Source organism: Neisseria basseii (assembly GCF_962707005.1).
In the GTDB taxonomy this organism is placed as follows: Bacteria; Pseudomonadota; Gammaproteobacteria; order Burkholderiales; family Neisseriaceae; genus Neisseria; species Neisseria bergeri.
Genome location: NZ_CAUIXH010000010.1, coordinates 31,476 through 52,396 on the forward strand (window position 1 = coordinate 31,476; position 20,921 = coordinate 52,396).

General features: G+C 52.8%; 21 protein-coding genes. 7 read left to right on the forward strand and 14 right to left on the reverse strand.

The window, feature by feature from the left end:
• Positions 1-216 precede the first annotated feature (216 nt).
• A complete protein-coding gene (locus Q9I99_RS06625; protein WP_301666794.1) occupies positions 217-1,164 on the forward strand; it encodes a class I SAM-dependent methyltransferase in 948 nt (315 codons plus the stop codon).
• 51 nt (positions 1,165-1,215) lie between these two features.
• On the opposite strand, the gene trxA is transcribed toward Q9I99_RS06625, so the two are convergent.
• Positions 1,216-1,548, reverse strand: a complete 333-nt coding sequence (trxA, locus tag Q9I99_RS06630; RefSeq protein ID WP_002247584.1) for a thioredoxin TrxA — start codon at positions 1,546-1,548, stop codon at positions 1,216-1,218.
• Between the two features lie 297 nt (positions 1,549-1,845).
• Between trxA and dnrN the strand changes: the two genes are divergently transcribed.
• Positions 1,846-2,319: an iron-sulfur cluster repair protein DnrN gene (dnrN, locus tag Q9I99_RS06635; RefSeq protein WP_301666795.1), complete on the forward strand. Its 474-nt coding sequence runs from the start codon at positions 1,846-1,848 to the stop codon at positions 2,317-2,319.
• A 69-nt stretch (positions 2,320-2,388) separates the two neighbouring features.
• Here the strand turns inward: dnrN and nadE are convergent, their stop codons facing one another.
• A complete protein-coding gene (gene nadE, locus Q9I99_RS06640; RefSeq protein ID WP_301666796.1) occupies positions 2,389-3,210 on the reverse strand; it encodes an NAD(+) synthase in 822 nt (273 codons plus the stop codon).
• 196 nt (positions 3,211-3,406) lie between these two features.
• On the opposite strand from nadE, the gene xseA reads away from it, so the two are divergent.
• Positions 3,407-4,762: an exodeoxyribonuclease VII large subunit gene (xseA, locus tag Q9I99_RS06645; protein ID WP_301666797.1), complete on the forward strand. Its 1,356-nt coding sequence runs from the start codon at positions 3,407-3,409 to the stop codon at positions 4,760-4,762.
• Between the two features lie 554 nt (positions 4,763-5,316).
• Positions 5,317-6,858: an L-lactate MFS transporter gene (locus Q9I99_RS06650; protein WP_301666798.1), complete on the forward strand. Its 1,542-nt coding sequence runs from the start codon at positions 5,317-5,319 to the stop codon at positions 6,856-6,858.
• Between the two features lie 67 nt (positions 6,859-6,925).
• Here the strand turns inward: Q9I99_RS06650 and Q9I99_RS06655 are convergent, their stop codons facing one another.
• Positions 6,926-7,975 carry a pseudouridine synthase gene (locus tag Q9I99_RS06655; RefSeq protein ID WP_301666830.1) on the reverse strand — a complete coding sequence of 350 codons (1,050 nt, stop codon included), beginning with the start codon at positions 7,973-7,975 and terminating at the stop codon, positions 6,926-6,928.
• An 8-nt stretch (positions 7,976-7,983) separates the two neighbouring features.
• Complete coding sequence (locus Q9I99_RS06660; protein WP_301666799.1) at positions 7,984-8,136, reverse strand: hypothetical protein; 153 nt, start codon at positions 8,134-8,136, stop codon at positions 7,984-7,986.
• A gap of 212 nt (positions 8,137-8,348) precedes the next feature.
• On the opposite strand from Q9I99_RS06660, the gene pdxH reads away from it, so the two are divergent.
• Positions 8,349-8,981 (forward strand): pyridoxamine 5'-phosphate oxidase, encoded by a 633-nt coding sequence (pdxH, locus tag Q9I99_RS06665; protein ID WP_002217006.1) that lies wholly within the window; start codon positions 8,349-8,351, stop codon positions 8,979-8,981.
• Between the two features lie 401 nt (positions 8,982-9,382).
• Here pdxH and Q9I99_RS06670 read toward each other — a convergent pair whose 3' ends face one another.
• The 7 genes from Q9I99_RS06670 to gatC all read right to left on the reverse strand — a co-directional run bounded on the left by Q9I99_RS06670 (position 9,383) and on the right by gatC (position 15,599).
• Complete coding sequence (locus Q9I99_RS06670) at positions 9,383-9,736, reverse strand: hypothetical protein (protein ID WP_301666800.1); 354 nt, start codon at positions 9,734-9,736, stop codon at positions 9,383-9,385.
• Between the two features lie 13 nt (positions 9,737-9,749).
• Positions 9,750-10,109: a hypothetical protein gene (locus tag Q9I99_RS06675; protein ID WP_301666801.1), complete on the reverse strand. Its 360-nt coding sequence runs from the start codon at positions 10,107-10,109 to the stop codon at positions 9,750-9,752.
• 187 nt (positions 10,110-10,296) lie between these two features.
• Positions 10,297-11,307, reverse strand: coding sequence for a 2Fe-2S iron-sulfur cluster-binding protein (locus Q9I99_RS06680; protein ID WP_301666802.1), 1,011 nt, complete (start codon positions 11,305-11,307; stop codon positions 10,297-10,299).
• Positions 11,308-11,398: 91 nt separating this feature from the next.
• Entirely contained in the window at positions 11,399-12,829 is a 1,431-nt protein-coding gene (gene gatB, locus Q9I99_RS06685; RefSeq protein WP_301666803.1) for an Asp-tRNA(Asn)/Glu-tRNA(Gln) amidotransferase subunit GatB, read from the reverse strand.
• Between the two features lie 42 nt (positions 12,830-12,871).
• Positions 12,872-13,804, reverse strand: a complete 933-nt coding sequence (locus Q9I99_RS06690; RefSeq protein ID WP_301666804.1) for a VirK/YbjX family protein — start codon at positions 13,802-13,804, stop codon at positions 12,872-12,874.
• Positions 13,801-15,246 carry an Asp-tRNA(Asn)/Glu-tRNA(Gln) amidotransferase subunit GatA gene (gene gatA / locus Q9I99_RS06695; RefSeq protein ID WP_301666805.1) on the reverse strand — a complete coding sequence of 482 codons (1,446 nt, stop codon included), beginning with the start codon at positions 15,244-15,246 and terminating at the stop codon, positions 13,801-13,803. The genes Q9I99_RS06690 and gatA overlap by 4 nt, the downstream gene beginning before the upstream one ends.
• 62 nt (positions 15,247-15,308) lie before the next feature.
• The gene (gatC, locus tag Q9I99_RS06700) at positions 15,309-15,599 is read right to left on the reverse strand and encodes an Asp-tRNA(Asn)/Glu-tRNA(Gln) amidotransferase subunit GatC (RefSeq protein ID WP_002238011.1); all 291 of its coding nucleotides are present in this window, start codon (positions 15,597-15,599) and stop codon (positions 15,309-15,311) included.
• A 176-nt stretch (positions 15,600-15,775) separates the two neighbouring features.
• Here gatC and Q9I99_RS06705 point away from each other — a divergent pair, with 176 nt between their 5' ends.
• Together Q9I99_RS06705 and Q9I99_RS06710 are read left to right on the forward strand one after the other, a co-directional pair.
• Positions 15,776-16,429, forward strand: a complete 654-nt coding sequence (locus Q9I99_RS06705) for a MarC family protein (protein WP_301666806.1) — start codon at positions 15,776-15,778, stop codon at positions 16,427-16,429.
• A gap of 4 nt (positions 16,430-16,433) precedes the next feature.
• On the forward strand, positions 16,434-17,777 hold the full coding sequence (locus Q9I99_RS06710) for an aldehyde dehydrogenase family protein (RefSeq protein WP_301666807.1): 1,344 nt from the start codon (positions 16,434-16,436) through the stop codon (positions 17,775-17,777).
• 49 nt (positions 17,778-17,826) lie between these two features.
• Here the strand turns inward: Q9I99_RS06710 and Q9I99_RS06715 are convergent, their stop codons facing one another.
• From Q9I99_RS06715 to Q9I99_RS06725, 3 genes are all read right to left on the reverse strand, one after another.
• A complete protein-coding gene (locus Q9I99_RS06715; protein ID WP_301666808.1) occupies positions 17,827-18,255 on the reverse strand; it encodes a DUF4124 domain-containing protein in 429 nt (142 codons plus the stop codon).
• 502 nt (positions 18,256-18,757) lie between these two features.
• Positions 18,758-20,014 (reverse strand): RsmB/NOP family class I SAM-dependent RNA methyltransferase, encoded by a 1,257-nt coding sequence (locus tag Q9I99_RS06720; RefSeq protein WP_301666831.1) that lies wholly within the window; start codon positions 20,012-20,014, stop codon positions 18,758-18,760.
• Positions 20,015-20,048: 34 nt separating this feature from the next.
• Complete coding sequence (locus tag Q9I99_RS06725; RefSeq protein ID WP_301666832.1) at positions 20,049-20,906, reverse strand: DUF1853 family protein; 858 nt, start codon at positions 20,904-20,906, stop codon at positions 20,049-20,051.
• Between the last annotated feature and the right edge of the window lie 15 nt (positions 20,907-20,921).

Sequence of the window (20,921 nt, forward strand, 5' to 3'; positions counted from 1 at the left end):
GCTTGTGGTTTACATCGACGGCAACCTGCACAGATACGCTTTGCAAAATCAAAGCAACAAAAGAAACGCGCCCGGAAGGGCGGTTTAGGTTGGAAGGCGATGGCTTCGTATGACAAGATAAGCGGCGGATGGTATAGGGTTTGCCCGAAACGGTCAAGCAATCGGGCGTTAATTACAGTAAAATTGCCGTTTTCCACTTTATTCCGCCTGAAATCAATGACCGACATCACACCGTTTGCCAACCGCTTGGGCAAAAACATCAAACACCTTATGAAATGGGCGAAACGCAACGGCATCGAAGCCTGGCGCATTTACGACCGCGACATCCCGCAATTCCCTTTTGCCACCGATGTTTACGGCGATCGAATCCACCTTCAGGAATACGATACCGGCTGGCTGATGCGGCCCGAAGAATATGAAGCGTGGCTTGCCGAAGTCTTGGAAGCCGTTGCTTTCGTTACCGGTTTTGAACCCGAACAAATCCATCTCAAACGCCGCGAACGCCAAAAAGGTTTGCAGCAATACGAGAAAACCGGCAAGGCGGGCGAAGATTTCGTCATTGCCGAAAACGGCCGCAAGTTTTGGGTCAACCTTGATAAGTATTTGGATACGGGGCTTTTTTTGGATCATCGAAACACGCGCAAAAAAGTCGGCGAAACGGCGGCGGGCAAACGGTTTTTAAACCTGTTTTCCTACACCGGCAGCTTTACCGTCTATGCGGCGACCGGCGGCGCGGCATCCAGCGAAACCGTCGATTTGTCCAACACTTATCTCGATTGGGCGAAGCGCAATTTTGAATTGAACGGCATCGATATGGAACGGCACAAAATTGTCCGCGCCGACGTGTTCCAATATCTTCAGACGGCATATGGGGAAGGCAGGCAGTTCGACCTCATTGTGATGGACCCGCCCAGCTTCTCCAACAGCAAAAAGATGCTCGACATCCTCGACATCCAGCGCGACCACAAAAAGCTGATTGACGGCGCGGTGAAGCTGCTCGCTTCAGACGGCATTTTGTACTTTTCCAACAACCTGCGCAGCTTCGTTTTGGACGATTCGGTATCGGAACAATACGCCGTAAAAGACATTTCCAAACAATCCGTTCCCGAAGATTTCCGCAACAAAAAAATCCACCGGTGCTGGGAAATCCGCCACAAATCTTAAGGGTGCGAAAAAGCCGCCGGAATCTTCCGGCGGCTTTTCGATTGCGCTTTATCAGGCGATGGAGGCTTCGACAAAGGCGGTCAGCTGACCTTTTGCCAATGCGCCGACTTTGGTGGCCACGACTTCGCCGTTTTTGAACACCATCAGGGTCGGAATGCCGCGCACGCCGAAACGGGACGGGGTAGCTTCGTTGTCGTCGATGTTGATTTTGACCACTTTCAGACGGCCTTCAAATTCGGCGGCAATGTCGTCCAAAATCGGGGCAATCATTTTGCAGGGACCGCACCACGGAGCCCAAAAGTCCAGCAGGACGGGGAGGTCGGATTTCAAAACATCTTGCTCGAAGGCGGCATCGCCGGTGTGTACGATTAATTCGCTGCTCATTATTTTTCCTTTTCGGTTGGGATTGGCACGATAGCGTGCAGGATAGGGCTTGGGCATAAAAATTTCAAGTGGGCGGGCGGGATAATAGTTTTTCTGTACCGCCCCAATCGCCTTTGCAAATTCTAAAAAACGGTTCGGACAGTATTTTATTTTTGAAAATTACTTTTATTATCAAAATGTAAGGAATGTTTTTGAAGCTGTACAGAAACGCGCGGGCGGTGTATGCTCCGTTTAAATAGATTCTTAAAGTATGAATGTTCAAAACCAAACCCGAAACCCTATAAAAGGAACACTGCGATGACTGATTTTTCCGTTTGGGAAACCGCCCCCTTTGGTGCGACTGTCGATCATATCCTGCAACGATACCACAATGTACACCGTGCACAATTTGAAGAATTGGTGCCGCTGGCGCAAAAAGTGGCCCAAGTCCATGCCGATACCTTTCCGGCGGAAATTGCCGGGCTGCTTGCCTATATGCAGAACGAACTGCTGATGCATATGATGAAAGAGGAAAGGATGCTGTTTCCGATGATTAATCAGGGTGTCGGTCGGGGTGCGGCGATGCCCATCAGCGTGATGATGCACGAACACGAAGAACACGACCGCGCCATCGCACGGCTCAAAGAGCTGACCGACAATTTCCAAGCGCCCGAAGGGGCTTGCGGAAGTTGGACGCGCCTTTACGCGCTGGCAAAAGAAATGGCGGACGATTTGAACGACCACATTCATTTGGAAAACGATATTCTGTTTGCCCGCGTACTTGCTTCTTAAGGAACGGGAGCCGGATATTTCCATGCCGTCTGAAACACGGTTTTCCGTTTTAGACGGCATTTCCACGTTTCAGCCCAACAATTCGGGCGGAATGCGGCACACGGGAATCGGGTTGATTTTGTGCTGCATCGCGTGATGAAGCCGCGTATAGATTTCCAAAACTTCGCGCCGCCGCCCTTCAAAATCTTCGGGTTTGCGCGTGCCGTACACGCCCATTGCCCACTCCAGTTCGGGATAGCTTGCGCCCATCTGTTCCTCGTCGGTGCGTTCCGTATCCCACAGACCGTCGGTCGGAGGGGCTTTTTGAATCGCCTCGTCCACGCCCAATGCTTCGGCAAGCCGGTAAACCTGCGTTTTGGTCAGGTCGGCAATCGGGCTGATGTCCACGCCGCCGTCGCCGTATTTAGTAAAAAATCCCACGCCGAAATCTTCAATTTTGTTACCTGTCCCCGTAACCAGCAGTCCGTGTATCTGCCCGTAGTAGTACAGGGTCAGCATACGCAGGCGGCTTCTGGCGTTGGCGAGGGAAAGCGGCTGATTGTCAAATGCCGTCTGATGAACGCCGACGGTTTGCTCAAAGGTCTGGAAGGTGTCGGTCAGATCGACCGTTTGTGCGCTTACATTGGCATATTGCCGTTGCAGATTGCGGATGTGCAGCCTTGCCCGCTCAAGCTGGTCTGGGTGTTGGCGTATCGGCATATCCAAAAGCAGCGTGGGGCGGCCGGTGCGGGCGGCGAGTGCGGAGACGACGGCGGAATCGATGCCGCCGGAAACGCCCACGACAAACCCTTTTGCATTTGCTCGGGCGGCGTATTCGTCCAACCATCGGACAATATGTGTGATAACTGCCTGCGTATCCATTTTTCCTCCTGTCGAAAATATCCGCATCATAGCCTGCCGGCGGTTTAATTTGAATAGATTGCGGGCGGGTTGATGAATATTTTTCCCATTCCCCGCTTAAAAAAGTCATACGGGAAAAGGCGGGCGGCAAGATGGCGCGTGTTATAATATTGTTGACAATTTAGGCGGCCCAATGCCGCCTTGGGCTTCAAAACACATTCATATTTTTTATTATTTGATTGATTCGATGTCTGATTTTTTTCATTCTGACGTGTTGTCCGTTTCCGAGTTGAACGCATTTGCCAAAAGTATTTTGGAAAACCACCTTGCAGGCCTGTGGATTGCGGGCGAAGTGTCCAACCTGACCCGTGCCGCCAGCGGGCATTATTATTTCTCGCTCAAAGACAGCCGCGCACAGGTGCGTTGCGCGATGTTCAAGGGTGCGGCGGCGCGTTTGGCGAAGCCTTTGAAAGAAGGCGACCATATCGAAGTATCAGGGAAAATCAGCATTTACGAGGCACGGGGCGAATTTCAGATTACCGTAAACGAAGTACGGCTCAAAGGTTTGGGGCAGCTTTACGAAGCCTATGAGCGGTTGAAGGCGCAGTTGCAGGCGGAAGGCGCGTTTGCGGCGGAACGCAAGAAACCTTTGCCCGCCCGTCCGCAATGTATCGGCATCGTAACCAGTCTGGCGGCGGCGGCATTGCGCGATGTCGTTACCACCTTGAAACGCCGCGCGCCCGAAATTCCCGTTATCGTTTATCCGACCGCCGTTCAAGGCGCGGGCAGCGAGTTTCAGATTGCCCAAGCGATTAAAACCGCATCGCAACGCGCCGAATGCGATGTGCTGATTGTCTGTCGCGGCGGCGGCAGCATTGAAGACTTGTGGGCGTTTAACGAAGAACCGGTCGTACGCGCCATCGAAGCCTGCACGGTTCCCGTCGTCAGCGGCGTAGGCCACGAAACCGATTTCACGCTCGCCGACTTCGTCGCCGACATGCGCGCGCCCACGCCGACCGGCGCGGCAGAATTGGTCAGCCCCAACCGCCAAGAATCGCTGCACCGTCTCGCCCAAGCCCAAGGCCGTCTGAAAACCGTTTTGGAACAACGCTATTTCGATGCCAGCCAAAAACTCGACTGGCTGGCGCGGCAAATCCGTCATCCGCGCCAAAAACTCGACGAACAGCGAGCTTCAATCGGCAAGCTGGCGCAAACGCTGTCCTATTCGATGACGCAAAACCTCCGCGCCCACACCGCCCGTTTTGAACGCCCAACCCAAGCCCTGCAACATTGCCGCCCCGATATTTCCGTTTGCAAAAACAACATCGTCCGCCTTCAGACGGCATTGCCTGCCGCCTTCCGCCAACTGCTCGCCCGCCGCCGCCAAAGCCTGACTGCCCAAGCCGCATTGCTCGAAGCCGTTTCGCCGCAGCACATTCTGGAGCGCGGCTTTTCCGTCGTCAAAAACACACGCGGACAAGTCATCCGCAACGCCGATGTTTTGAAGCAGGGACAGAAGCTGCACATTATCTTCGCCGACGGCGAAACCGACGTGCGCGTAAGCAAAGAACAAGGGCAGCAGGATTTGTTTGATTGTATTTAAACTCAATCGGAAAAACCGCTCCCCCTCTGCCGTCATTCCCGCGAAAGCGGGAATTCGGAAGCGGAAAGTCGCTGGGGTTTATCAGAAATGACCGAAACTCAAAAAACCGGATTCCCGCCTACGCGGGAATGACGAGTCAGAAGTTACTCGAAACTTAAAAAAACGAAATCGAACGAACTGGATGGATTCCCGCCTGCGCGGGAATGACGATTGATACGTTTCGATAATTTATTGAAGATGGCTGAAATTCAAAGTTACAGAAATTTATAAACAAAAAACAGCAACCCGCCGCCGTCATTCCCGCAAAAGCGGGAATCCAGTCCCTTGACCTTAAGATAATCTTTAATTCGTCATTCCCGCAAAAGCGGAAATCCGGAAGCGAAAAGCCGCAGGAATTTATCGGAAAAAACAGAAACCTCTCCGTACACCCGAAATGTTTCAGACGGGGCATCTTGGGGCGGATAAAAACCCGACCCGATATTTTTTTATAATTTTCAATAAGTTTTCATTGAGCAAATGAAATTTTATTTTTCAACTGACAGAAAGAGGATGTTATGAAGTTTTTAGACCGTGAGGCAAGCATTGCCAAGCCGGGTTTCAACCGTTGGCTCGTACCGCCCGCTGCATTGGCGGTGCACCTTGCCATCGGGCAGATTTACGCCTATTCCGTATTCAATGCGCCGCTGACCAAACTTGTCGGCATAACCGAATCGGCGGCCGGAGATTGGAAGCTGACGACCGTAGGTTGGATTTTCAGTATCGCACTCGCGATGCTGGGCGCGTCTGCCGCCCTGTTCGGCACATGGATGGAACGGGTAGGGCCGCGCAAAGCCATATTTGCCGCCGCCTGCTGTTTCAGCCTGGGCTTTTTCGTATCCGCATTCGGCGTGAGTACGCACAACCTTTTCCTGCTCTATTTGGGCAACGGCGTTATCGGCGGCATAGGCTTGGGTTTGGGCTACATCGGGCCGGTTTCCACACTGATGAAATGGTTTCCCGACAAGCCGGGTATGGCGACCGGTTTGGCGATTATGGGTTTCGGCGGCGGCGCAATGCTCGCCTCGCCGCTTTCCGTATCGCTGATGAACGCCTTTTCAAACGCCGCTTCGGTCGGGGTTGCCGAAACCTTTGCCGTATTGGGCCTGCTTTACCTCGCACTGATGATGTTCGGCGCGTTTACCATCCGCGTACCTGCCGACGGCTGGAAACCTGAAGGTTATACCGCGCCGAAAACGCAAAACAAGCTGGTCAGCAGCAATCATGTCAACGTGTCCCAAGCCATGAAAACGCCGCAGTTTTGGTTGTTGTTCTGGGTATTGTGCCTGAACGTAACCGCCGGCATCGGCGTATTGGGCCAGGCATCCGTGATGATTCAGGAACTCTTTTCCGAAACCTCAGCAGGCAGGCAGGCGGCAGTCGGCGCAGGTGCGGCGGCAGGCTTCGTCAGCCTCCTGAGCCTGTTTAACATGGGCGGACGCTTTTTATGGTCGAGCGTTTCCGACAAAATCGGACGCAAAAACACCTACACCATCTTCTTCGTACTCGGTTCGCTGCTGTATTTCGCCGTTCCCTCCATCGGCGAGGGCGGCAGCAAAGCCCTGTTCATCATCGGCTTTTGCGTGATTATTTCCATGTACGGCGGCGGATTTGCCGCCATTCCCGCCTACCTGAAAGACCTGTTCGGCACCTATCAGGTCGGCGCGATTCACGGGCGCATCCTGCTGGCCTGGTCAACTGCTGCCGTCATCGGCCCGGTACTGGTCAATTACATACGCCAAAGCCAAATCGACAGCGGCATACCAGCGGCACAGGCATACAGCGTAACCATGTACATTATGGCAGGCCTGCTGATTATCGGTTTGTTGTGCAACCTCGCCGTTAAATCCGTACACGAAAAACACCACGAAAAAGACATCAAAACCGCCGCACGCAGCGGCAACCCCGACGACGAAACCGCCATATCCGACGCTTACCTTGTGGGCGAAAAAGTTTCCGGCGGCGGCATATCGGTCTGGTGGCGTTGGGCATTGGCCGTCATACCGCTCGCCTACGGCGTGGTGATGGTCTTTGTCAAAGCACTCGACCTTTTCTCCTGAAAACGCCCGAATAAAATGCCGTCTGAAACAGCAGGTGTTTCAGACGGCATTTTGTGTTTTGGCGGGTTTAGGCTTTTTTGCGGCGGTATTCGCCGGGCAGCAGCATGTCCGCCCATTTGATGATGTTGGCGACTTCGGCGGGGTTGAGTTCGTAGAACTGTCCGCGTTTGAGGCGGTTGGGCAGTCCGATGGGACCGAAGCCGACGCGCACGAGGCGGCTGACGGTGAGCCCTTGGCTTTCAAAAATGCGGCGCACTTCGCGGTTGCGGCCTTCTTTAATCACGACGTTGTACCATTTGTTCGCGCCTTCGCCGCCTTGTTCGTAGATGCGTTCGACTTTTGCCAAGCCGTCTTCGAGCATCACGCCTTCTTCGGTGAGGCTGCGCATTTGTTCGGTGGTCAGCCCGCCTAGTACGCGCACGGCGTATTCGCGTTCAACTTCGAAGCTGGGGTGGGCGAAACGTTGGACGAGTTCGCCGGAGGTGGTGAGGATGAGCAGGCCGCTGGTGTTGATGTCCAAGCGTCCGATGGCGACCCAGCGGCTGCTGGCGGCCTGCGGCAGACGGTCGAAAATGCTGACGCGGCCTTGCGGGTCGTCGCGGGAAACGATTTCGCCTTCTTGTTTGTAATACAGGATGATGCGCGGCAGGCGGTCCGCCCATTTGAGTTTGATGATGCTGCCCTTGACGGTAACGTGGTCGTCGGGGGTGACTTTGTCGCCCAGTTGCGCGGTTTTGCCGTTGACCGTTACCCAGCCGTTGTTGATCCATTCTTCCATTTCGCGGCGCGAGCCGACGCCGGACGCGGCAAGCATTTTTTGCAGGCGTTCGGGTTCCATGCGCGATAGGTCGCTGCGGCGTTCTTTCAAATCGCGCGCGTGTTCCATAATTTTTTGGTTGGGATTGCGGACGACGAGTTTTTTGGCTTTGGCGGCGCGCTGTTTGGGGACGTTTTGAGGCTTGATGCCGTCTGAAGCTTTTTGTCCGTAAGGTTGTGAAGCGGCTTTGCGCGTTTCGTCTTTGGGACGGGCTTTGCTTTTGAAAGGTTTGACGGTTTTCTTGGCAGACGGGGCTGCGCCGTCTCGCCATTGGCGTTTGCTGGTGGGCTGTTTGGACATCATTTTTCCTAACTCGCCTGATAAGGCGGTTCTTCTGCGGCGTATGCGGCAGGACGGGTTGATAAAATGCCGTCCTCAGTCGGACGGTTCGATATTGTACCTGATGCGGCGGTTTTGCGGATGAAATCGTCGCTGCGGCTTTGGGGACAAAGTTTGTGCAACGGTTGAAATCGGTTTGCGTGCGGGAGTAGAATCTTTCAAATGATATAGTGGATTAACAAAAATCAGGACAAGGCGACGAAGCCGCAGACAGTACAAATAGTACGGAACCGATTCACTTGGTGCTTGAGCACCTTAGAGAATCGTTCTCTTTGAGCTAAGGCGAGGCAACGCCGTACTGGTTTTTGTTAATCCACTATAAGAGGAGCGGTAAATGGATTTGCACAATATTCGGGAAGATTACAGCAAACGGGAATTGTCGGAAGGCGATTGCGCCGACAATCCGATCGAGCAGTTTGAGCGGTGGTTGGATGAGGCGGTACGCGCACAGGTCAACGAGCCGACGGCGGTCAATGTGGCGGCGGTCGACGGACGCGGCAGACCCAACAGCCGTATGGTGCTGCTGAAGGAAGTTAATTCTGAAGGTTTTGTTTTCTTTACGAATTATCACAGCCGCAAGGGTCGTTCGCTGGATGCTCATCCATTTGCGGCGATGACGTTTTTTTGGCCGGAGCTGGAGCGTCAGGTGCGCGTGGAAGGGCGTGTTGAAAGGCTGGCGGAGAAGTTGTCGGACGAATATTTTGAGAGTCGCCCGTATCAGAGCCGTTTAGGTGCGTGGGCAAGTGCGCAGAGCGAGGTGATTCCGAACAAGGCGGTATTGGTGGCAAAGGCGGCGGCGGTCGGACTCAAACATCCTTTGCATGTGCCGCGTCCGCCGCATTGGGGCGGCTATATTGTGATTCCCGATTTGCTTGAGTTCTGGCAGGGCAGACCGAGCAGGCTGCACGACCGCATCCAATACCGTTTGCTGGATGGCGGCTGGATACGCGAGCGGCTGTCGCCTTGAACAGGAAAAAACATATGCCGTCTGAAAACCGGAATCAGGTTTCAGACGGCATTTTTTCACGGGGAAAATACGGACGGGAAGTTTTTTGTGTTCCGAACGGAAAGCCTGAATCCTCTTTTGAGGTTATCTAAAACAAGATTTAATTCAGTCCTAAGCTTCTCATGATGAAAAATGTAAACATGGTTTTCTATAACTTATTCTATAACTTGGCCGGTATGGATGCCTGAGCTGATAGTAATGTCATTTTTAGCATACACGGCAAGCACGCGCAGGGTGGGCAACTTGTTACCCACGCAGTATTTTCAGACGGCCTGAAATAAAATTCCGTGAAGCCCAAACCGCGTATGCATGAATGCACACTCTACCATTTCACGATTAGTATGTTGCACAGGCTACGCAGACTAAATATTTATATTCTGCATACCAATTTTTTTTGCCAACCTAAAAAATAATTTGCAAGCTTCATTATTTAATGTTTCTATATACTCATCAATATCAATTACATTTGTAATATATGATGTATTTGCATGCTTGTTAAATTCTAAATTTACAATTTTAGTGCCATTGACTAATATTTTATATATATCTTCTTCTTCCGGAAGTATAGATAAACAATAGGCACTTGTTGCTAAAAACTTCTTTTTTAAATCATCAATAAGAAATGTATTATTAAGCAAAATATCATTAAATTCATTTAATGACTGCTCAACTTCATTCTCTGTCCAAATTTTAGTTTTTTGATTACGTTGTTTCATTTTATTCTACTAATTATGTATTCAATAAACTCAAATCATCATTTGTTGGAATGGTAAGGTGATTTTCATTATTTCTAAATTCCCCATTAACATATTCTGTGAATGTACATGTTTTGCAGCAATAAACTAATCTATTAGTCTCGATTTCCTTCCATAAATCAAAACCATAGGTGCCATGGCAAATATTACATTCCATATCTGGTTCTTGAATAATAAATAAATTCTCTAAAAAATTTTGTAGCGATTGATAAATATATGAATTATTTCTTTGCATGGAAATATCTATTTGCCGTTTAAGAGCTTTTAAATCGTAAAAACTAATTAGTGATTTTTTTATTGGATAATTAGGGATATCTAAAATTTCTATATTCATAAATTCAGAAATATTTGAACGGTGATCTAAAAATTCTTTCTCTAAACCAGGATAATCATGTAACCATTTAAGAATTAAAGTTGCGAGTAAGATATGATCTACATTATTACCTATACCCTCTATTTTTTCTTTTAAAGAAAGTATTATTTTTTTTGCATAATTACTGCCCTTTTACTATACCGGGGAATTATGATGCGGACGGCGTGAATGCGTCGGAGAAAAACAAGTTTTCCGGTAGCTTATGCTGTTGCACAAACAGATTCTTTGCTTGTTCGGTCATAGCCGGAGAGCCGCAGGCAAATACTTCGTATTCCGACAGGTCGGGGTGGTCTTGTGCCGCAATGTCTTGTACGTGGCCTTTTCTTCCCTGCCAGCCCTCTCCGGGGCGGGACAATACGGGGGTGAAGCAGGCGTTTTTCAGACGGCATGCCAACCCTTGTGCTTCTTCGAGAGCATACAAATCATCTTGATGACGCGCGCCCCAGTAGAAATGGACGGCGCGGCTGCTGTCTTGGCGGATAAGGTCGAGCAGGATGCTGCGGATGGGGGCGTAGCCTGTGCCGGTTGCCAGCAGGATGACGGGCTTGCCGCTGTCTTCCTGCAAGGTAAACGAACCGAGCGGGCCTTTAACGCGGACGATGCCTTTTTCTTTGACTTTGGGTTCGCTGCCGAAAATCATTTCCGAGCAGACACCGTTTTCGCGCCTGCGGATGTGCAGTTCCAAAATGCCTTCTTGGTTGGGCGAATTGGCGATGGAGTAGCTGCGGCTGACGTTGCCCGGCAGCAGTAAATCAATGTATTGCCCGGCGTAGAAGGCAAACGGCGGGGCTTTGGGCAGGGCAAGTTTCAGGAGGGCGACATCGTGTTTGAAAACCATACTTTCGATGCGTGCGGGCAGGGTGCGGACGGGTAGGGCATCGGCTTTGTAGCCGGGGATGTTGATGCTGATATCGCTTTGCGCAGTGGTGCAGCACATCAAAATCTTGCCTTGCGCTTTTTCTGCTTCGGATAAAGCCTGTTCCGAGTGTCCGCCCATTTGAATATCGCCGTTGACCAGTTCGGCTTTGCATTGTCCGCAGACACCGCTTTTGCAGGAATGGGGCAGATTGAGGTTTTGTCGGGCGGCAGCGGCCAAAACGGTTTCGCCGTCGTTGGCGGCAAAGGTGGTTTGGTTGGGCAGGGTAACGGTGTGGTTCATGGAATATTGTTTTTTATGCTGTTTTAATGTGGTCAGACTGTGAAAATGCCGTCTGAACGTCGGATTTGGGTTTCAGACGGCATCTTGCTTATCAGGCAAGTTTGGCTTTGATCAGCTCTTGAACCTGCGCGGGGTTGGCTTTGCCTTTGCTGGCCTTCATCACTTGCCCCACAATCGCATTCAGGGCTTTTTCGTTGCCGGATTTAAACTGTTCCACGGCTTTGGTGTTGTTGGCGAGCACTTCGTCCACCATGGCTTCAATCGTGCCGGTATCGGTCATCTGTTGCAAACCGTGTTTTTCAATGATTTCAGCAATGGTGGCTTCGGGTTCTGCCCACATGGCTTCAAAGGCTTTTTTCGCTAATTTGCTGCTTAATGTGCCGTCGGCGATTTTGCCTACCAGCGCGGCGAGGCGCGGAGCGGTAATCGGGCTGTCGGCAAGTTCCATGCCTTCTTTGTTCAGTGCGGCGGCGAGTTCGCCGTTCATCCAGTTGGCAGTCGGCTTGCCTTGTCCGCTCTCTTTGGCGGCTTCTTCAAAATAGGCGGCCTGTGCGCGGCTTGCGGTGAGCAGGCGCGCGTCGTATTCGGACACGCCGTAGTCCGCCACGAAACGCGCTGCCATTTCTTTCGGCAGCTCGGGCATTTCTGCTTTGGCTTTTTGCATTTGAGCGTCTGAAATGATGACGGGCAGCAAATCGGGGTCGGGGAAGTAGCGGTAGTCTTGCGCGTCTTCTTTCAGGCGCATTACGCGGGTTTCGCCTTTTTCGGGATCAAACAGCATCGTTGCCTGCTGTACTTTGCCGCCGTCTTCCAAAATCTCGATTTGCGCTTCTGCTTCGTAATTAATCGCCTGCTCCAAGAAACGGAAGGAATTGAGGTTTTTAATCTCGCGGCGCGTGCCGAACTCTTCTTGACCTTTCGGGCGAACGGATACGTTGGCATCGACGCGGAACGAACCTTCCGCCATATTGCCGTCGCAAATGTTCAGCCAGGTTACCAAGCTGTGCAAGGCTTTGGCGTAGGCAACGGCTTCGGCGGCGGAGCGCATTTCGGGTTCGGATACGACTTCCAATAAAGGCGTGCCGGCGCGGTTCAAATCGATACCGGTCGCGCCGTTCAAGCCTTCATGTACGGACTTGCCCGCGTCTTCTTCCATATGGGCGCGGGTTACGTTGATGGTTTTCACATCGTCGCCGACTACGATTTCCAATTTGCCGTGTTCGACAATCGGTAAGTCCAACTGGCTGATTTGATAGCCTTTTGGTAAGTCGGGATAGAAGTAGTTTTTACGGTCAAACACGTTTTTCCGGTTGATTTTCGCATCCAAAGCCAAGCCTAATTTGATGGCTTTTTCAACGACTTCTCGGTTCATTACCGGCAGTACGCCCGGCAAAGCACATTCCACTACGCCGGCGTGCGCGTTGGGTTCTGCGCCGAATGCGGTCGATGCGCCGCTGAAGATTTTGGATTTGGTGTTCAATTGGACGTGGATTTCCAAGCCGATTACGGTTTCCCAGGTCATAAGAGCTTCTTTCTCTAAAATATCAATTCGATAGTCTTCGCGTCAGGCTGTCCGGCGGAGCGGTTTTTCCGTTTGGATGCCGTCTGAAATGCCGCGTGCTTCTGTTTTCAGACTGTCCTTCATCTCTGCAACCATGTTGTCCAGCATTTCATAACGCTTGCGGTACATCGAGCGTTTTTTGCTTTCGATGTCGGCAAGGTTTTTGCGGGCGGGGGTTTGGGGGAGATGCCAGTAGCCGTCCCGTTCCAAACTTGCACCGTATTCTTGCCAGAATGCGTCGTAATTCATTTTGACGCGCTTTTTAAGTTTCCAGCGCAATTTGACTTGATGTTTCTGTGCAATGCCTATCGCGCCGTCTAATTTTAATGCGGCGGCGAAATATTGCAGCGCGGTTACCATCAGTTGTTGGGGACGCAAGCCGTGAAGTTGTTTGGTGATGCGGCGGACGGTGTCTTTGGCTTCTTCACCCGCAGGCCCTTGTACGGAGGCTGTCAGCAGGTGTGTGCCGACAAAGGCGAAGGTCGCCATATACAGCCGGTTGCCTGCTTCATCGCGCAAAGATAAAGACCACGCGCCTTCTTCGACGCAGTTGTCGTTGCGGTTGAGCCACAAGCTGATGCCGTCTGAAAGGTGCGCCAAGACCAGATGGAAGCGGTAGTCTTCCATTTGGTGCAGAATGTCTGTGCCGAACAGTTTTTCCGCCATAAGAAAGTCTGCCGTCATCGCATCTAAACGGCGTTTGCAGTTAAAACGCCTGTCAACAAATTCGCGCAGCAGCGGATAGGCATCCTGCGGGCAGTGGAGGAACAGCCCCTGACGGATAGGGGAGGCGTTGACAAACTGCTCGAAGGCGTAAATTTCTTTTTTTCCGAAAAATTTTCGCAATGTGTATTTTAAATGTTGCAGCCGATATAAAGGGGCATAGCTATAAACGGTGCGAAAATCGGGAAAGGTAAAGGTGCGGTTCTGCTTCATTCGGGTCGTTTGCCGTGCCAATCGCTGTTGAGTTGGATTTGATGCGCCGCACCGAGGATTTTGGCTTCGGAGAAATAGTTGCCGATAAGCTGAACGCCGATGGGCAGTCCGCCGCCGCTGAAACCTGCAGGCAGGGTCAATGCGGGCAGTCCGGCGAGGTTGACGGCGATGGTGTAAATGTCGCTCAAGTAGGTTTCAACCGGCGAAGCATCCGCTCCGATTTTGGGGGCTGCAGTGGGTGCGGTTGGCGCGAGGATGAGGTCGCACCGTGCAAATGCCGTCTGAAAGTCATCGGCAACGAGGCGGCGCAGTTTTTGGGCTTTGAGATAGTAGGCATCGTAGTAGCCGTGCGATAGTACGTAAGTGCCGATCATGATGCGGCGTTTGACTTCGCTGCCGAAACCTTCGGTGCGGGTTTTGCCGTACATTTCTTCCAAATCGCTGAATTGGGCGGCACGGTGTCCGTAACGTACGCCGTCGTAACGTGAAAGGTTGGTACTGGCTTCTGCGGAGGCGAGGACGTAGTAGGCGGGGATGGACAGCTTGGTTTGCGGCAGGGAAACTTCAATCAATTCCGCACCTTGGGCTTTCAGCAAATCAATGGTGTTTTGCAATGCCGTCAGAACATCGGCGCTGTTGCCTTCGCCGAAATATTCTTTGGGCAGGCCGATTTTCAAACCTTTGAGCGGTTGGTTCAAATCGCGGGTGTAGTCTTCTTTTTCGCGCTCGAGGCTGGTGGAGTCTTTGGGGTCGAAACCTGCCATCGCGTTTAACAGAATCGCGCAGTCTTCGGCAGTTTGCGCCATCGGGCCGGCTTGATCGAAGCTGGAGGCGTAGGCGACCATACCGAAGCGGGAAACCGTGCCGTAGGTAGGTTTGATACCGGTGATGCCGCAGTGCGATGCGGGTTGGCGGATAGAGCCGCCGGTGTCCGAACCGAGCGCGGCAGGGGCGAGGCGCGCGGCAACGACGGCTGCCGAACCGCCTGATGAACCGCCGGGGACGTGTTCCGGATTCCACGGGTTTTTGGCTGCGCCGTAGAATGAGTTTTCATTGGTCGAACCCATAGCGAACTCGTCCATATTGGTGCGGCCAAGCGTTACCATGCCTTCGTCGAGCAGGTTTTGGACGACGGTGGCGGTGTAGGGGGAGATGAAGTTGTCGAGCATTTTGGAAGCGCACGCGCTGCGCCAGCCGGTTTGGCAGAAAATATCCTTGTAGGCGACGGGAACGCCGGTAAGCGCGGAGGCGTTGCCCTGCGCGATACGTTCGTCGGCGGCGCGGGCTTCGGCGAGGGTTTTTTCGGGGTTCAGCGTGATGTAGCCGTTGAGGGCGGGATTTTTTTCGGCGATGGCGGCGAGGTATTCGTTTGCCAGTTCGACGGCGGAAATCTGTTTGGACTGCAACAGGCTGCCCGCCTGTTTCAATGTATATTGGGTCATAAATCTTCCATCCCTAAAGGGTTTCAGGCGGTATTTTTGATGCCGTCTGAAGCGTATTCGGATTATTCTTCGATAACTTGCGGTACGATGTACAGACGGTTGCGTACTTCCGGAGCGACCGCCTGATATTCGGCGGCGCGGTCGGTTTCGGTTACTTCGTCTTCGCGCAGGCGCAGGGCGGCCTCGTGCGGGTGCGCCATCGGTTCGATACCGTCTGTGTTAATGTTCTGCATCTGTTCGACCATAGCGAAAATGTCGTTTAATTCTTGAAGCGATTTTTCTTTTTCTTCCGCAGTCAGGTGCAGTCGGGAGAGTCGGGCGATTTTGTCTACGTCGGCAAGTGTCAGTGCCATGAAAAGCATCCTTGTCTGATGGTAAAGATACCGTCGTTCGGGTATGATGGGGTGTATTGCTTGAATTTTTAATTATAACGGAAAAATCTTGAATTTTTAATTATAACGGAAAAATCTGTTGTAGCGGCAATTTGCGGCATCGAATGCCTGCCGCACGGGTTTGAAGGAGGGGAATAATGGGATTGGGTGTGGAAATCGGCAAGCTGATTGTGGCTTTTTTGGTGCTGATTAATCCGTTTAGTGCGTTGTCACTTTACCTTGACCTGACCAACGGGCACAGTACGAAGGAGCGCAGGAAGGTTGCGCGGACGGCCGCCGTTGCTGTGTTTGCCGTGATTGCGGTATTTGCGCTGATTGGCGGTGCGCTGTTGAAGGTTTTGGGCATCAGCGTCGGTTCGTTTCAGGTCGGCGGCGGGATTTTGGTGCTGCTGATCGCCATTTCGATGATGAACGGCAACGACAATCCCGCCAAGCAGAATCTCGGCGCGCAGCCGGAAACGGGGCAGGCGCGCCCCGCCCGCAATGCCGGGGCGATTGCCGTCGTGCCCATCGCCATACCGATCACCATCGGTCCGGGCGGTATTTCGACCGTGATTATTTATGCATCGGCGGCTAAAACATACGGCGACATAGCACTGATTATCGCGGCCGGTTTGGTGGTCAGTGCGATTTGTTATGCCATTTTAATCGTTGCCGGGAAGGTCAGCCGCCTGCTGGGCACGACGGGGCTGACGATTTTAAACCGCATTATGGGTATGATGCTGGCGGCGGTATCGGTGGAGATTATTGTGTCGGGACTGAAAACGATATTCCCGCAACTGGCAGGTTGATTCGATGTTTCACAGTGTCAATGTATTTACGGGCGAAACGTTTTACCGCCGCTCCGCTCAAGATTATGCGGAGTTTGAACGGCAACTGGCGGATTTGAAAATGCGCGGCGGGGCGTTCGCGCAATTGGGCGTAACCGAACGTGCCACGCGTCTGAGGCGGTTTGCTGACCGTCTGGAGGCGGAGAAAGAGCGTTTTGCAGAAATGGTGTGCGAGGAAGTCGGCCGCTGCCTGCACGAATGTCGCGCGGAAATCGGCAAGTCTATCGAACTGATACGCTATTACGCCCGCCTTGCCCCCGAACTGCTCGCCCACAAAACCATCGCGACGCAGGCGAGTTTGAGTCAGGTGCGCTTCGAGCCTTTGGGCGTGGTGTTTGCCGTCATGCCTTGGAACTATCCCGTCTGGCAGGTTTTGCGTTTCGCCGTTCCCGCCATGTGCGCGGGTAACGCGTGTGCCGTCAAACCCGCGCCCAGCGTGGCTCGCGTCAGTCAGGCGTTGTTCGATTTGGCTTCAGACGGCATTCCTTTGGCTGGCGCGTGGCTGGATGAGGCGGATACGCTCAAGGCAGTCGAAGATACCGATGCGATGGCGTTTACCGGCTCGACGCATACGGGGCGCATCCTTGCGGCACACGCGGGCGCAAACCTCAAGAAAACCGTGTTGGAGCTCGGCGGCAGCAACGCCTTTATCGTGATGCCCGATGCCAATTTGGAACGCGCCGCCGCAGAAGCCTGTTATTCCCGTTTCCGCGACGCAGGACAGTCGTGTAATGCCGCCAAGCGCATCATCGTAACCGAAGCCGCAGCCGATCGTTTCATCCCGCTGTTTCTCGCCGAATGCGCCAAATTGAAAATGGGCGACCCCAAGCATCCCGATACCACGCTTGCACCGCTGCACCGCGAAGATTTGCGGGAGCGGGTTCACGGGCAGGTTGAAGATGCTGTTTCAAACGGCGCGGTATGCCTGACCGGCGGCAAAATCCCGCCGGGGTCGGGGTGGTTTTACCCCGCGACGGTTTTAGACGGGGTAAATCCTGCCTGCCGCGTCTGGCATGAAGAAGTATTCGGCCCCGTCGCCCTGATTTTGCGTGCCGAAAACGAAGAACACGCCATCCGCCTTGCCAATGATTCCCCGTTCGGACTCGGTGCCTGCATTTATACCGCCGATACTGAACGCGCCTGGCGGTTTGCCGAAAAAATACAGGCGGGATCGGTGTTTATCAACCGCCATACCAGCAGCGATTTGCGCCTGCCTTTCGGCGGAGTCAAAGATTCCGGTTACGGGCGCGAACTGTCCGAATTCGGGCTGTACGAGTTCGTCAACGTCAAAACATACTGGCAGAAATAAACAAACCCCGTGCCGCTTCAGACGGCATCGGGGTTTTCGATGAGGCCGCTCAACGGCAGTATTTGTTCACATCGTTATTGTATTTCCGAATCAAATCATCCTTGTTTTTCGCATTTGAGTTTCCCTCCGCCTTCAGGTTCATTTTGGAAATCCGGCAGTTTTCTTCTTTGTTCTGCCGTTCGGTTTCGGCAATTCTTTTCTTTTCTTCCTCAAGCTGCCCGTTTTTCTCGGCAATATCCTTTTCGTTTTCCTTCGCACTGCCTGCATTCTGATCGACGGCAGGTTTGGGCTTGACCGCCGGTTTGGTTTGGCGCGTCCGCAGGTTGAGGATTTGGCTTTGATCGGGATGAAGCTGTTTCGGCACATCCGAATAGCTGTTGCCGCCGCCGTCCTTCCAAGTAAAGACGGCGGCTTCGGCAGGCGGGACGGGCAGGAAAGAGGCGAGGGCAAATGTGATGACGGATAAAGCAAAGTTCATTAGGGTTTCCTTAATGGTTGGCTGCCGGGGCAGCATCAGGATTGGCTCGGGCGGTGTCTTTTCCGGGTTCGGGTCAAAGCAGGGAAGACACTCCGCCTTAATATGGTGCTTTATATATTGGGGTATAAAACAGATTCCCAAAAATATCATTGGAATATGCTTATGCTACCGTATATTTCGACAAAGAAAAAGAAAATTGCAGCCCTGTGCGTATAAAATCCGATGGGGCGTGTGATTCTGCCTTTGGTGTTGAATCGGTTGAATTTGCGGTATTTTGATATTTTTATAGTGGATTAACAAAAATCAGGACAAGGCGACGAAGCCGCAGACAGTACAAATAGTACGGAACCGATTCACTTGGTGCTTCAGCACCTTAGAGAATCGTTCTCTTTGAGCTGAGGCGAGGCAACGCCGTACTGGTTTAAATTTAATCCGCTATAATTGATGAAATGCCGTCTGAATGCTTTGAAAAGGGTTCGGACGGCATTTTGTTTAAACAGGGTTATTTGCGTTGCAATACGGCGGCGAAGAAGCCGTCGGTTTGGTGTTTTGCCGAATCGAGGCGCAGGTATTTGCCGGTATCCAAATCGATTTTCAGGCTTTGCAGCAGTTCGGCGCAGTTGACGGGTTCAAATTCGGGATGTTCGGACAGGAAACGTTCGACTTGCAGCTCGTTTTCTTCGGGCAGGATGCTGCAAGTGGCGTACACCAAGCGTCCTTGCGGTTTGACCAGTTTGGATGCGGCATCGAGGATGCTGTGTTGCTGTTCCAAAAGTTTGGCGACGGTCTCGGCGGATTGGCGGTATTTAAGGTCGGGATTGCGGCGCAGTGTGCCTAAGCCGGAGCAGGGCGCATCGACCAACACGCGGTCGGCTTTGCCTGACAGTCGGGCGATACGGGTATCGTGTTCGCTGCCGATACGTTCGGGGTGGATGTTGGTCAGTCCGGCGCGGGTCATACGCGGTTTGAGGTTGGCAAGGCGTTTTTCGGCGATGTCGAAGGCGTAGATTCTGCCTTTGTTGGCCATTTGCGCGCCGACAGCCAAGGTTTTACCGCCGGCGCCGGCACAGAAATCGACAATGATTTCGCCGCGTTTTGCGCCCACCAATAAGGCAAGCAGCTGGCTGCCTTCGTCTTGGACTTCCAGCGTGCCATCCAAAAACAACTCGTGTTTGTTAAGCGCGATTTTGTTTTTTAGGCGGATGCCCCAAGGCGAATAAGGCGTGGCCTCTGCATCGGCACTTTCGGCTTGCAACAGCGGCAGCACTTTATCGCGTTTGCCTTTCAAAGTATTGACGCGGATGTCGAGCGGCGCGGCTTGGTTGATGCTGCGGCCGAAAGCGAGGATTTCTTCTTCGCGCCAATGCTGTTGCAGTTGTTCCACCAGCCATTGCGGCAATTCTGCGGCGGTATTCAGGCCGTCTGAAAACTCGGTTTTACGGGCTTTCAAATTGCCGAGGAACTCTGTTTCTTCTTCATCAAGCAGGTCTTTGATTTGGCTGATGTTGGTACTTCTGCCGAGAACCAGTGCGGCGAGCGCGGCTTTGCGCGGCTGCGCGTGCGGACGGCGCAGGGCGGTACTGATTTTTTGATAGTGGCGCAGCGCGGCAAAGGCGGTTTCGGCGATTTCGTGGCGGTCTTGGCGGCCGAGTTTTTTGTGTTCGCGGAAATAGGCGGAGAGGACGGCATCGGCAGGCTGTTTGAAAGTCAGCATTTCAGCCAAAACTTCGGCGGTATGGTCGAGTTGTGCGGTGTTCATCATTAATGGGTTCTCTTAAAGTTGGTAAATGGTTTCAGACGGCCTTCATGATGCGTTCGATTTCGTGCCAAAAGCCGTCCGGCCGACATTCCAAAACGGCAATCAAGCCTTGGTCGATACGGCGGATTTCGGTTTCGTTCAAAGTATCGGTTTCGGCGACACGCGCAGGCGCGAGATAGGCCATGCGGTCGAGCAGATGGTAGCGCGCTTCTTGGCATTCAAACCCGTATTCCGCCCAGTCTTGAATATAGACGCCGTGCCAACCGTATGGATTAAGCGGCGGCTCAAAAGCATGGAAACCTTGTGGAAAAAATCCGATGCCGCGCACGATGGAAACGGGTTTTACGTCAAGCGGCAAACCGTGCTGCCGCAAGGTCCGGATGCCGTCTGAAGTGTGCGGCAGACCGAGTTGGGCAGTCAATTTGGCGGCTTTTCCCAACAGCGTGTCTTTGGGGTTGAGTCCGCGCATGTCTTCGGGTTTGCCCGTGCCGCCGCCGTAGTATTTGCAGGTCAGCTCGATATGGTAGGGCTTGCCGTTAAGCCTTGCCACAAAATCCGCCGCGCCTTGCGTATTGCCGTCCGAACCGGAAACCGTCAGGTTGTGTGCGAGCAGTTCGGCGTGCGGCGCGTTGGCAAACCAGAAAGCCAACAACTCTTCGGCATAAATGCCGAGACGGTGTCCGAATGGGGCGCGTTGGGCGAGGTGTTCCGTCAGCGGCGCGGAAGCGGCATCCAATGCCAAAAGGTAACGGAAACCGCATTCCCCCAATAGTTCGCGCACGCTCAATTCGCAACCGCTTTGCCACAAAGGCGGCGCGGTCAGCAGCGAGGCTAAATCCCGCACGGCAGGGTCGGTCAGTTTCCACCACAGGGCATCGAGGGCGTAGTTCATGGTTTTCCTGTTTCT